The sequence below is a fragment of the Sphingobium sp. CFD-2 genome, from assembly GCF_024611135.1.
Classification (GTDB): Bacteria; Pseudomonadota; Alphaproteobacteria; order Sphingomonadales; family Sphingomonadaceae; genus Sphingobium; species Sphingobium fuliginis.
Genome location: NZ_CP084405.1, coordinates 971,285 through 983,790 on the forward strand (window position 1 = coordinate 971,285; position 12,506 = coordinate 983,790).

Annotated in this window: 12 protein-coding genes; 4 read left to right on the forward strand and 8 right to left on the reverse strand. The window is 65.8% G+C overall.

The features are described from left to right. Nucleotides 1-91 precede the first annotated feature (91 nt). On the reverse strand, nt 92-361 hold the full coding sequence (locus LDB29_RS04570; RefSeq protein WP_025549034.1) for a succinate dehydrogenase assembly factor 2: 270 nt from the start codon (nt 359-361) through the stop codon (nt 92-94). Nucleotides 362-446: 85 nt separating this feature from the next. On the opposite strand from LDB29_RS04570, the gene recG reads away from it, so the two are divergent. Continuing rightward, on the forward strand, nt 447-2,510 hold the full coding sequence (gene recG / locus LDB29_RS04575) for an ATP-dependent DNA helicase RecG (protein WP_099185990.1): 2,064 nt from the start codon (nt 447-449) through the stop codon (nt 2,508-2,510). A gap of 148 nt (nt 2,511-2,658) precedes the next feature. Further along, the gene (locus LDB29_RS04580) at nt 2,659-3,750 is read left to right on the forward strand and encodes a mechanosensitive ion channel family protein (RefSeq protein ID WP_025549036.1); all 1,092 of its coding nucleotides are present in this window, start codon (nt 2,659-2,661) and stop codon (nt 3,748-3,750) included. On the opposite strand, the gene LDB29_RS04585 is transcribed toward LDB29_RS04580, so the two are convergent. After that, nucleotides 3,722-4,075: a PilZ domain-containing protein gene (locus LDB29_RS04585; protein ID WP_025549037.1), complete on the reverse strand. Its 354-nt coding sequence runs from the start codon at nt 4,073-4,075 to the stop codon at nt 3,722-3,724. The genes LDB29_RS04580 and LDB29_RS04585 overlap by 29 nt on opposite strands. A 76-nt stretch (nt 4,076-4,151) precedes the next feature. Continuing rightward, nucleotides 4,152-5,369 carry a tyrosine--tRNA ligase gene (gene tyrS, locus LDB29_RS04590; protein WP_099185818.1) on the reverse strand — a complete coding sequence of 406 codons (1,218 nt, stop codon included), beginning with the start codon at nt 5,367-5,369 and terminating at the stop codon, nt 4,152-4,154. A 53-nt stretch (nt 5,370-5,422) separates the two neighbouring features. Between tyrS and LDB29_RS04595 the strand changes: the two genes are divergently transcribed. Further along, on the forward strand, nt 5,423-6,511 hold the full coding sequence (locus LDB29_RS04595) for an anhydro-N-acetylmuramic acid kinase (RefSeq protein ID WP_025549039.1): 1,089 nt from the start codon (nt 5,423-5,425) through the stop codon (nt 6,509-6,511). A gap of 57 nt (nt 6,512-6,568) precedes the next feature. On the opposite strand, the gene LDB29_RS04600 is transcribed toward LDB29_RS04595, so the two are convergent. Continuing rightward, a complete protein-coding gene (locus tag LDB29_RS04600; protein WP_025549040.1) occupies nt 6,569-7,744 on the reverse strand; it encodes a VWA domain-containing protein in 1,176 nt (391 codons plus the stop codon). A gap of 137 nt (nt 7,745-7,881) precedes the next feature. On the opposite strand from LDB29_RS04600, the gene LDB29_RS04605 reads away from it, so the two are divergent. Beyond that, the gene (locus LDB29_RS04605) at nt 7,882-9,246 is read left to right on the forward strand and encodes a methyl-accepting chemotaxis protein (protein ID WP_025549042.1); all 1,365 of its coding nucleotides are present in this window, start codon (nt 7,882-7,884) and stop codon (nt 9,244-9,246) included. 9 nt (nt 9,247-9,255) lie between these two features. On the opposite strand, the gene LDB29_RS04610 is transcribed toward LDB29_RS04605, so the two are convergent. From LDB29_RS04610 to LDB29_RS04625, 4 genes are all read right to left on the reverse strand, one after another. Further along, nucleotides 9,256-10,278, reverse strand: coding sequence for a hypothetical protein (locus tag LDB29_RS04610; RefSeq protein WP_025549043.1), 1,023 nt, complete (start codon nt 10,276-10,278; stop codon nt 9,256-9,258). Between the two features lie 94 nt (nt 10,279-10,372). Continuing rightward, a complete protein-coding gene (locus LDB29_RS04615; RefSeq protein WP_025549045.1) occupies nt 10,373-10,786 on the reverse strand; it encodes a GFA family protein in 414 nt (137 codons plus the stop codon). Nucleotides 10,787-10,824: 38 nt separating this feature from the next. After that, a complete protein-coding gene (locus tag LDB29_RS04620; RefSeq protein WP_099185817.1) occupies nt 10,825-11,670 on the reverse strand; it encodes a MoxR family ATPase in 846 nt (281 codons plus the stop codon). A 66-nt stretch (nt 11,671-11,736) separates the two neighbouring features. Further along, nucleotides 11,737-12,435, reverse strand: a complete 699-nt coding sequence (locus tag LDB29_RS04625) for a hypothetical protein (protein WP_025549047.1) — start codon at nt 12,433-12,435, stop codon at nt 11,737-11,739. Nucleotides 12,436-12,506 lie beyond the last annotated feature (71 nt).

Consider the following 12,506-nt stretch of genomic DNA (forward strand, 5'->3'; position numbering starts at 1 on the left):
CGCGAAGGCGGGATGCGTTTCCCGGCCCGGCGTGTGGATGCTCCGTCAGGAGATGAATCCCCGCCTTTGCGGGGATGACGGCGTAGGGCGTCTATTTCTTCCCGATCTCCACGAAATCCATCTTCACGAACCTGTCCCACATCGGCCCGCGCCATTGTTCCGGCAGCGGCAGCGTGCCGAGGGCCCAGGCCATGATGTCGGCATCCTGTTCCTCGATAAAGCGTTCGAACCAATCCAGTTCCTCTTCGCCCCATTCGGCATGGTAGCGATCGAAATATCCCCCCACCGCCAGGTCCGCTTCCTTGATGCCGCGATGCCAGGCCCGGAATTGCAGGCGGCGGATGCGGGGGTCTTCGTTCACAATTTGTTCCTTGCGCGAGCATGGCGAAATTGCCGATCGGATGTTTGCGCATCGTCCCGGCTGGGCTAGACGCATGCAGATAGCCATGCGACCCGATATCCTCAACCCACTCTTCACCGAAATCGAAGCGCTGAAAGGCGTCGGCCCAACATTGGCAAAACCGCTGGAGCGGCTGGGCCTGGCGCGCGCCGTCGACGTCGCCTTCCATCTTCCGGTCAGCTTCATCGACCGCCGCATGGTGGACGAGCTGATCCTGGGCGATTCAGGCCGGATCATCGGCATCACGCTGACGCCCACCGATTATCGCGCGTCCGGCAGCGCCCGCGCGCCGTTCCGCGTGATTGCGCAGGACCGGCACGGGAACAGCGTCGCGCTGGTCTATTTCGGCCGCAACAGCGCCTGGCCGCGCAAGCTGCTGCCGCTGGGCGAAGCGAAGTTCGTCTCCGGCAAGCTGGAGGCCTATGGCGACAATCTGCAGATCGTGCATCCCGACCATGTCCTTCCGCCGGAGGAAGCCGCCACCATTCCCGCGCGGGAGCCGGTCTATGGCCTGTCCGAAGGGTTGACCAACAATCGCCTGCGCGACCTGGTGGCGCAGGCGCTGGCCCGCGCCCCCGAACTGCCCGAATGGATCGAGCCCAGCCTGCTCGCCCGCAAGGGCTGGCCCGGATGGCGGGAGGCCCTGCATCGCATCCATGCCGATCCCACCGACGCGCTGGCCCGCGAGCGGCTCGCCTATGACGAGATATTCGCCGGGCAGCTTGCGCTGATGCTGGTGCGCCAGTCGTCCCGCAGGCGCCGGGGCGTGCCCGTTGCCGGTGACGGCCGGTTGCGCGCCATGCTCAAGCTGCCCTTTGCGCCGACCGGCGCGCAGAGCCGCGCCTTCATGGAAATAGAGGGCGACATGGCCCAGCCCGTGCCCATGCTGCGCCTGTTGCAGGGCGATGTGGGGTCGGGCAAGACGCTGGTCGCGCTGATGGCGCTGCTCAACACGGTCGAGGCGGGGGCGCAGGGCGCGCTGCTGGCGCCGACCGAAATCCTTGCCCGCCAGCATTATGAAACGTTGCGCCGGATGGCGTCGGGCCTGCCGGTGAATATTGCCATCCTGACCGGGCGCGAAAAGGGTAAGGCGCGCGAATCCACCCTCATGGGACTGGCGGACGGGAGCATCGACATATTGGTCGGCACCCACGCCATCTTCCAGGATGCGGTGCGATACAAGAACCTCGCCCTGGCGGTGATCGACGAGCAGCATCGCTTCGGCGTCGCGCAGCGCATGATGCTGGCGGCCAAGGCGGAGCGTGCGCCGCACCTGCTGGTGATGACCGCCACGCCGATCCCGCGCACGCTGACGCTCACTTATTATGGCGAGATGGACGTGTCCCGCCTGGACGAGATGCCGCCGGGCCGGCAGCCGATCCAGACCGTCGTCATGTCCTCCGGGCGTCTGGACGAAGTGGTGGAGGCGCTGGCCCGCCATGTGGAGGGCGGGGGGCAGGCCTATTGGGTCTGCCCGCTGGTCGAGGAAAGCGAGAATAGCGACCTTGCCGCCGCCGAGGCGCGGGCGGAGACGCTGCGGATGCGCTTCGGCGAGCGGGTCGCGATCGTGCACGGCCGGATGAAGGGGCCGGAGAAGGACGCCGCGATGGAAGCCTTCGCCTCCGCCCGGGCGAAGATATTGGTGGCGACCACCGTGATCGAGGTCGGCGTCGACGTTCCCAACAGCAACCTCATCATCATCGAAGGGGCCGACCGCTTCGGCCTGGCGCAGCTTCACCAGTTGCGCGGGCGCGTGGGGCGGGGGCAGAACCAGTCGGTCTGCATCCTGCTGCGCGGCAATGCGCTGAGCGAGACCGCCCGGGCGCGGCTGGCCCTGATGCGGGACACCAATGACGGTTTCCGCATAGCCGAGGAAGACCTGCGCCTGCGGGGCGCGGGGGAGATATTGGGCACGCGCCAGTCGGGCGAGCAGCAGTTGAAGCTGGCGACGCCGGAGCATCTCTCCGCCCTGCTCGATCCGGCGCGCGACGACGCGCATCTGCTGATCGACCGCGATGGGGGACTGAGCGAGGCGCGGGGGCAGGCGGCCAGAACCTGCCTCTATCTTTTCGAGCGCGACGCGGCGGTGGGTCTGCTGCGCAGCGGGTAGGATCGCTGCCTGTTCTGGCGAAGGCAGGAACGCGGTGCCGGCGGCTGTGCGACCGGGCGGCGTTTCCCTCGCAGGGTCGGCACGCATCTTGGAAGCAACGGCCTGCCGCACCTGCGAAACCATCCCGCGGCCCTGTCGTTGCAGGACCATGCAATCCGACATCAGCCTGCACCATGTCACGTCGATGGCGGCGATCTCGATCGGCCTGTCGGTCGCCGTCGCCTTCCTGCTCCATTGGCTGGTCTATTGGCTGGCGACCCGCATCGTGCGGCGGATGCGGATAGAGCCGGTGATCCTTCCCGCCCTCTATCACCCCAGCCGCTGGCTGATCGTCCTCATGACGCTGGCGGCGGGCATCCAGCCGCTGACCTTCAGCCCGAATGTGGAGGCGATCTGGTCCATCGGGTCGAAAATGCTGTTCATCCTGCTGATGGGCTGGCTGATCTTTTCCCTGATGCGGGCGGGGCGCATCATCCTGGAGCGCCGCAGCGACATCAGCGTGGAGGATAATCTGAAGGCCCGGCGGCAGCATACCCGCATCCGCATCCTCTACCGCGTGACGCAGTTCATCGTCGGCTTCCTGATCGTCTCGCTGATGCTGATCGCCATTCCCGGCGTGCGGAGCGTCGGGGTTACGCTGATGGCGTCGGCGGGGCTGGCCGGGCTGGCCGTCGGCGCGGCGGCGCAGCCCGCGCTCAAGAACCTGATCGCCGGCATCCAGATGGCCTTTTCAGAACCGATCCGGCTGGACGATGTCGTGATCGTCGAGGGCGAGTGGGGCCGGATCGAGGACATCAAGCTGACCTATGTCGTCATCCGCATCTGGGACGACCGGCGGATGATCGTGCCTGTTTCCTATTTCCTGGAAAAGCCGTTCCAGAACTGGACGACGAAAACCTCCGACCTGCTCGGCACCGTATTCCTTTACGTCGATCCTGCCGCCGACATAGAGGCGATCCGGGCGAAATTCATCGAGGCGGTCAAGGCCAACAGCCGCTGGGATGGGCGGGTCGCGATATTGCAGGTCACCGACCAGCGCGCCGATGCGCTGGAGCTGCGCGGCCTGCTGAGCGCCCGCAACGCCGGCATAGCCTTCGACCTGCGCTGCGAGGTGCGGGAGGCGATGATGAATTTCCTGCGCACGCAAATGCCGCAGGCGCTGGTCCGTTCGCGCCAGCGGCTGGAGGCGGGGGATGATCTTGGGAAGGCGTTTACCAGGCCGTCTGCCGTGGCGGAATGAGGGACAGCATCGCGTCATAGACATGCGGTTCGATCCGCCTCAGGAACTCGACGCCGATCCGCCCGTCTTCCGACCAGCGCACGTGCCCGGCATGGTCCTTCACCACGGGCAGCCATATCGTCACCCGTTCACCCATGGCCAACGGCGCATCCGTCCGGCACATCAATCCCAGGGCGGAGATGTTGATGATCCGCGCGCCATGGGTTCGCCCCTGCGCGGTGATATGGCTGACCATATCGACCAGATCCCGCTGCACGCGTCGCTGGTTGGCGGCGGGGTCCCGCGACTGGTTCAGATGGGACAGGCTTGCGAACACCGAAGGCATGCCCGCAGGATAAGATAAGGAAGGTGGCCTATTCCTTACCTTCCATGGTTAAGGCGCGCTGCACGCTCTTTCGATTTCAGGCGGTTACCAGCCCGTGCTTCTTCGCGCCGAAGCTGACCTTGTCCCCCGCCTTCAGGGGCAGGGCGGGGTCGTTCACCACCTCTCCATTGACGCGGATGGCGCCTTCCGCCAGCTTCCGCCGCACTTCCTTGTTGGAGGCGGCAAAGCCCAGTGCGGCGGTGCCCTGCACGATGTTCAGCCCGTCCGCGCCAAGGCTGACGGTCGGCAGATTGGCATCGGAGGCGCCCTCCTCGAAAGTCCGGCGGGCCGTCTCCGCGGCGGCGGCGGCGGCATCGGCGCCGCGGCAGAGCGCCGTCGCCTCGTTCGCCAGGATCTTCTTCGCCTCGTTGATCTCCGCGCCCTGCAGGGCGGCCAGCCGCTCCACCTCGTCCATCGGCAGGTCGGTGAACAGCCGCAGTCGGCTGGCGACGTCGGCATCGGCCGTGTTGCGCCAGAACTGCCAGTAATCATAGCTGGAAAGCTGATCCTCGTTGAGCCACACCGCGCCGCCCACGGTCTTGCCCATCTTGGTGCCGTCGGCATTGGTGAGCAGCGGGGTCGTCAGCCCGAACACCTGCGTGCCGTCCACCCGTCGCGCCAGTTCGACGCCGTTGACGATATTGCCCCACTGGTCCGATCCGCCCATCTGCAACCGGCAGGCCGAACGGCGCGACAGTTCCAGAAAGTCATAGGCCTGGAGGATCATATAGTTGAATTCCAGGAAGCTCAGCGACTGTTCCCGGTCCAGCCGCAGCTTCACCGAATCGAAGCTCAGCATCCGGTTGACCGAGAAATGCTGGCCGATGTCGCGCAGGAAAGGGATATATTCCAGCCGGTCCAGCCAATCCGCATTGTCGACCATGATCGCGTCGGTCGGTCCGTCGCCGAATGTCAGGAACCGTTCGAACACGCGTTTGATGCTGCCGACATTCTGCGCGATGGCGTCGGTGGTCAGCAGCTTGCGCGCTTCGTCCTTGAAGCTGGGATCGCCGATCTTGCCGGTGCCGCCGCCCATCAGGACGATGGGCTTGTGCCCGGCCTTCTGCAACTGCCGCAGCATCATGATCGACACCAGATGGCCCACATGCAGCGAGGGCGCCGTGGGATCGAAGCCGATATAGCCCGGCACGACCTGCCTGGCGGCCAGGGCGTCCAGACCCTCCGCATCGGTCAACTGGTGGATATAGCCGCGCGCTTCGAGCAGGCGGAGCAGATCGGACTGGTAGTTGCTCATGGCGCGGCCCTGTAGCATTGAGAGGAATAACGTAAAAGAGGCAGGATCATTCGATGCTCGCAATAGGCCTGATGTCGGGCACATCCCGCGACGGCATAGACGCCGCGCTGATCGAGACCGATGGCGAGGGCGCCAGCAAGGGCATCGCTTTCCATGCCATGCCCTATGGCGAGGGGTTCCGCCTTCGCCTGGCCGAAGCCTGCGGGCGCGCCATGGCGATGGACAGGCCGGGGTTCGAACCGCTCATCCACGCGGTCGAGGAAGAACTGACCGAGCTTCATGTCGAGGCGGTGTCGGACCTGCTGGCCCGCAGCGGCCATGTCACGCAGGACGTCGCCGTCATCGGCTTCCACGGCCATACCGTGGCGCACCGCCCCGAATGGCGCTGGACCTGGCAGATCGGGGACGGCGCCGCCCTGGCGGGGGCCTTCGGCATTCCCGTCGTCGCGGACCTGCGCAGCGCCGATGTCGCGGCGGGCGGACAGGGCGCTCCGCTGCTCCCCGTCTATCACTGCGCCCTGGCCCATGATCTGGCGAAACCCGTTGCGGTGCTGAACCTGGGCGGGGTCGCCAACATCACCGCCATCGCCGCCGACGGGGAAATCGTCGCCTTCGATACCGGCATGGCGAGCGGCCTCATCGACAATTGGATGCAGAGCCATGGCGACCGGAGCTTCGATGAGAACGGCGCGACGGCGGCCGGCGGCCGGGTGGATGAAGATCGGCTGGCGCACATGCTGGCCGATCCCTGGTTCGCCGTCCCTCCGCCCAAGAGCATAGACCGCGAGGCCTTCACCATCGATGCCGTGCGCGGGCTGCCGCTGGCGGATGGCGCCGCGACGCTGACGGCCTTTTCCGCCGCGGCGGTCTCGCGCGGGCTCGGGCATCTCGCGGAGCGGCCCAAGCGCATCTATGTCGCGGGTGGCGGGCGCCACAATGCGACGCTGATGCGCATGCTGGGCGATTATACCGGGGCGGAGGTCCGACCGGTGGACGACCTCGGATGGGACGGGGACGCCCTGGAGGCGCAGGGTTTCGCCTATATGGCTGTCCGCCATATGAAGGGCCTGCCGATCAGTTTCCCCGGCACGACCGGCGCGCCGCGGCCGATGACGGGGGGCGTGCTCTTCGAACCGGCATGACATTTCCCTGACACCCTCCCGCCTGCGGAGGGGGGAATATCGCTGAATCGGCCCGGTTCACCGCTTGCGCGTCAGTTCTCGCATGGCGTCGTCAATCCCCTCGATCGTCAGGGGATACATGCGGCCATTCATGATTTCGCGGATCATCCTGGTCGACTGGCTATAGCCCCAATGCGCTTCCTGCGCGGGGTTCAGCCACACGGCGGCCGGATAGGTGTGCAGCACGCGGCTCAGCCAGGTTGCGCCCGGTTCCTCGTTCATATGTTCGACCGAGCCGCCGGGATGGCTGATCTCATAGGGGCTCATCGCCGCGTCCCCGACGAAGATCACCTTATAGTCATGCCCATATTTGTGGAGGATGTCCCAGGTCGGCGTTCGCTCCGAAAAGCGGCGGCGGTTGTCCTTCCACACGCCTTCGTAAAGGCAGTTGTGGAAGTAGAAGAATTCCATATTCTTGAATTCGCTCGTCGCTGCCGAGAACAGCTCCTCGCAAAGCGTGATGAACGGGTCCATCGATCCGCCCACGTCCAGGAACAGGAGCAGCTTCACCGCATTGTGCCGCTCCGGCCGCATGCGGATGTCGAGCCAGCCCTGCCGCGCGGTTCCCCGGATCGTTTCGTCCAGGTCCAGCTCGTCCGCCGCCCCCTCCCGCGCGAAGCGGCGCAGCCGCCGCAGCGCGACCTTGATGTTGCGGGTGCCCAGTTCCTTCTGATTGTCCAGATTGGCGAATTCGCGCTTTTCCCACACCTTGATGGCGCGCTTGTGCCGGCTCTCGCCGCCGATCCGCACCCCCTCCGGATTATAGCCGCCATGGCCGAAGGGCGAGGTGCCGCCGGTGCCGATCCATTTATTGCCGCCCTGATGACGCCCCTTCTGCTCCTCCAGCCGCTTCTTCAGCGTCTCCATGATCTCGTCCCAGCTTCCCAGCGACCTGATCTTCTCCATCTCCTGCGGACTGAGGAATTTCTCCGCCACCAGCCGCAGCCATTCCTCGGGAATGTCCGCCTCGACCCCTTCGCTGCCCAGCACGCCCTTGAAGACGCGGGCGAACACCTGGTCGAAACGGTCGATCAGTCCCTCATCCTTCACATAGGTGGCGCGGGCGAGATAATAGAAATCCTCGGGCCGCTGCCCGATGACGTCCCGGTCCAGCGCCTCCAGCAGCAGCAGATGTTCCTTTATGCCGGCGGGAATGCCGGCAGCGCGCAGCGCGTCGAGAAAGTTGAGCATCATGACGGCCCCTTGTCCGCCAGCTTGCCCGATCATGCAAGCGCGGGGCGTTGTCGGAATGTTAAGTGTTGCAATGCATCGTTAACAAGGCAGTATCCATATCGGGCGGAATAGGGCGGCGATCATTGGAAAACGGGGATTTGTTGACCGACCTGGGGGAAAGATCGGGCGACATCGCATTGCAATGCAGCGAAACGGCGGGTTTCCTGGGGGAACTGACCCGCCGCATCCAGGCGGATTCGGCGCATCTGGGGGAATTGCAGTCGACGATGGAGGCGCTGGCCGTCAGCCAGAATGAAAGCGTGCTCGCGGCGCAGGAACTCAGCCTTACGGCGCGTCGGGCGGGGCAGATCATCGCGCAGGGGCATGAGGCGATCGGACGTTCCCTGGGCCAGATCACGGAACTGATCGAGAATGTGACCGGACTGGAAGGGCATCTGCGTCAGTTCCTGGACGTCATCGAGACGGTCGGCGATATTTCGGGGCAACTGGGCGCGATCGCCCGCCAGACCCGCCTTCTGGGCGTGAACGCCGCGATCGAGGCGGCCCGCGGCGGCGAGGCGACGCAGGGCTTTGCCGTGGTGGCGGACGAGATCCGGCGGCTGGCCGGGCAGGCGGGCGAGTCCGCCGCGTCCGTGGGCGACAAGCTGGGCCAGCTGGACCGCGATGCCCGGCAACTGATCGGCGGGGTGGAGGCCAATATCCTGCGCGGCCGCGAAGTCGGTTCGCATATCGATACGCTGCGGGTCAGCATGGCCGAGATCGCTTCGCTGGTGACGCAGTTCGGGGATCGGTCTGAAACGATCGTCACCTGCACGGACGAGGCCGATGGCGACGTCGCGGCCCTGCGTCAGGGACTTGCCCGTTTCAGCCAGTCGGCGACGGAAAGTGCGACCCGCGTCGAAACCGCGCGCGGCCACCTGGAAGGGCTGGAGGGGATGGCGAACGCGATGCTCAACCGGGCGGCGCATAGCGGCCATGTCACGCGCAACAGCCGCTATATCGCCCTGGCCGAAGAAGGCGCGGAGGAGATTCAGGCGCTGATCGAGCGGGCGCTGGCGGAGGGGGAACTGGACATGGGCGGCCTGTTCGATACCGCCTACCGGCCGCTGCCCGGTTCCGACCCGATGCAATATGAAAATGGCTTCACCGCCTTTGCCGACCGCTGCGTGCAGCCCTTGCTCGACCGGCGGACCGCGCAGGACAGCGCCATCGTCGGCTGCTGCCTGATCGACATGAACGGCTATCTGCCGACGCATATCAGCGCGCGCAGCCAGCCGCAGCGGCCTGGGCAGACGCGCTGGAACATGGAACATGCCCGCAACCGGCAGATATTCATGGACAGCCAGACCCGCCGCGCGCTGGACGGCGATGGGGATTTCTTCCTGTTCACCTACCGTCAGGACTTGGGCGAGGGGCGTTATCGGGCATTGCGCAGCGTGTTCGTGCCGCTGATGTTCAGCGGACGGCGCTGGGGGCTTTATGAGGTCGGCTATCTGATCTGATCGCCCCTCTCAGCGCAGCTTCACGCCAGCCGTCCGCACCGTCACCTCGCCATTGGCGGCATAGTCGGCGGTCGCGCCGGCCTGGGCCGTCTGAGGGTCCTTTCCGTCCAGGATCTGGGCGATCTGGCGGGCGCTCGGCACCTTGTCATAGACGCCGTAGAGGTCGGTCTGACCCACGGAATGGATGGAGAGCCGATAGCCGTCCTTCGCGGGATCGAACGCGACCATGGTGCCTGCGTCGTCCACCGGCACGATGATCGCGCCATCTGCGGCGCCGGCCTGCTGGAGAATGTCGTAGCTGCCCTCGGCGGTGTCGACCTTGCCCCTTATGCAGAGCGGTTCCTGCCCTTCGCGCGGCAGGGAAATATCGGCGGGCGCGGACGTGGTTTGCGCGGTGAGGCGGGCGTCGCCGCCTTCATTGGCGGGGCAGGCGGCCAGTCGAGCGGGCCTGGTCGCATGGATCGAGGATGCATCATCGAACTGAAGACCCGCCAGCATGCCGTCCAGCCCGGCCAGCACTTCCTTCCGCCGTTCCGTCGGCCCGGTGACGCGGAGCTTCACCAGCCATCGCCCGGCGTGCAGGAAAGCCGCAGCCGTGGTGAGCGCGCCGTCGGCGGCATCGTCATAGACGGCGCGGATGGCGCCATTGGCATGTCCGGCCACCGCGACGCTGGAATAAGCGGTGCGGCGCGTCCTTGCTCCGAAACGCTCCGTCACGGCCTTGTCCGTCATATAGGCGGCGAGCGAGGCGTCGGCATAGCTGGGCAGATAGACATAGAGCGTCGCCTGGACCGCGCCGTCGTCGGACAGATATTGCGCGTAATTGTCGATGCCCTTGCCGCCGTTGGAAACCTCCCCGCTCTTGGCGAGCGACAGGCCGGCCACGCTTTGCGGCATGCCGATCCCCGCGGCGTCGGCGCGCAGGGCGGTGGCGGTGGGTGTCCAGGCTTCCCGTTCCTCGGCAGCGTGCGCGAACGCAGGCGCTGACAAGGCCAGCACCGCCGATAAAAGGGACAACGCACGCTTGGGCATTGGCATCCTTCCCTAAATTCATGGCCGTCTTTTCGCGGCTTTGAATGTCAGGAGGAAAGTTGAGCCGAAATGCACCGGCAGCGCAAGCGGCCTTTTAGCTTACGGGGGGCATTTGTGCCGGATAATGGGGCAGATCAGGGTCCAGATGCGCCCAGGCGGGCGCCGCGTCGGTCCAGATGACGGCCTGGGGGGCCAGAAGGTCGGGATCGTCAAGCGCTCCGGCGCGGACGAATGTCAGGTGCGGACGCGATTCGGCCAGGCTGAACAGCGGCGTGCCGCATTCGGGGCAGAAGCCGCGCCGCATCGCATTGCCGCTGTCCGCGACGCTGTGGTGCCAGCGCAGGTCGCCGGTGACGGTCAGCTTGTCGGAAGGGAAGCAGACATTCACCGTGCCCGATCCGCCGCCCAGATATTGGCAGAGCCGGCACCAGCACATGCGCGCCGCCAGGGGTTCCGCATCGATGCTGATCCGCACCTGTCCGCACAGGCATCCGGCTTGATGAGTCATGGTTCGCGGCCTTTCGTTGAGCGGGGGTGGAGTGGTCCCTATCGCCCCTGCCGCCGGGCCATGAAGGCGAGCCGTTCGAACATCATGATGTCCTGCTCATTCTTGAGCAGCGCGCCGTGCAGCGGCGGGATCGCTTTGGTGGGATCGCGGTCCTGCAATATGTCGAGCGGCATGTCCTCCGCCAGGATCAGCTTCAGCCAGTCGAGCAGTTCGCTGGTGGACGGCTTCTTCTTGAGGCCGGGCACCTCCCGGATTTCGTAGAATATTTCGAGAGCGCGGTTGACCAATATCTTCTGGATGCCGGGGAAATGCACGTCGATGATGGCCTGCATCGTCTCCCGGTCGGGAAATTTGATATAGTGGAAGAAGCAGCGGCGCAGGAAGGCGTCGGGCAGTTCCTTCTCGTTATTGGAGGTGATGACGACCACGGGCCGTTCCTTCGCCGCCACGGTCTCCCCCGTTTCATAGACATGGAAGGCCATGCGATCGAGTTCCTGCAACAGGTCGTTGGGGAATTCTATGTCGGCCTTGTCGATCTCATCGATCAGCAGGACCGGCAGGGTGGGGGAGGTGAATGCCTCCCACAGCTTGCCCTTGCGGATGTAATTGCCGATGTCGTGAACGCGCGGATCGCCCAGCTGGCCGTCGCGCAGGCGGGCGACGGCGTCATATTCATAAAGTCCCTGATGCGCCTTGGTCGTCGACTTGACGTTCCATTCGATCAGCGGAGCGTCCAGCGCCTTGGCGATTTCCTGCGCCAGCACGGTCTTGCCGGTGCCCGGCTCCCCCTTCACCAGCAGCGGACGGCGAAGCAGCACCGCGGCGTCGACGGCGACCTTCAGATCATCGGTGGCGACATAATCCCGCGTGCCTTCAAACCGCATGTTCCTGCTTCTCATCCTGCCTGTGTCGGGCCAACTATGGCAAAGCAGGGGAGGAGCGCAAAGCCTTTATGCGCGGCTTGCGGCCTGGTCCTTGCCGGCGCGGATCTTCGCGCGGGCCTGAAGGACGTCCCACAGCCCGCGATGCTGGTTCAGCAACTGGCGCGTTCCGAACAGGATGGCGCGGTCGATGGCATCGTCGCCGCCGATTTCCCTGGCGACCTCCAGCGTCGCCGCGCGGTCCGGAAGGTCGCAGACATGGGGTTCCAGCCCGACGCGAATCGCGGCGATGTCCAGCACATGCCGCACGGCCCGCCAGTCGAGCACCAGCGCGATGGCCGCCCCCATCGCGCAGCCGCGCCGGTCCGACTGGGCCAGCATGTCGAGGGCGTGGCGCTGCTGGCTGACGACGGTTTCGCAATCGCTCTGCCCCGCCGTGCTGGGGGCGGGGCCGACCGCGACCGTCACCTGGGTCAGATAGGCTCGTTCCCGCGCGAAGGCGTCGGCCGCCTGGATCAGCCAGGCGCGCGCCGCATTGTCCGCCGACCGCGTGGCGGCATGGTCGATCACGCCGGGGTGGCGGCCATGCAGAAGGCAAAGATAATAGGCGGCATCGGCCAGATCGGGCAGCGACAGCGTGGCATTGGGGCCGAAGCTGGCCCGCGCGCCACTGGCATAGCCATGCCCGGCCGTGCCGTCGGCGGCGACCACGGCGTCCAGGATCTGCGATACATCGCCAAATTGATAGCGCGGTGCTGCTTCGCTCATCGTCTTCCCCTAAAGCCCCGCTGCTGGCGCGGCCTCGTGCAGGCGACCCTAGAGAGTCGAGGTAAAAGAGG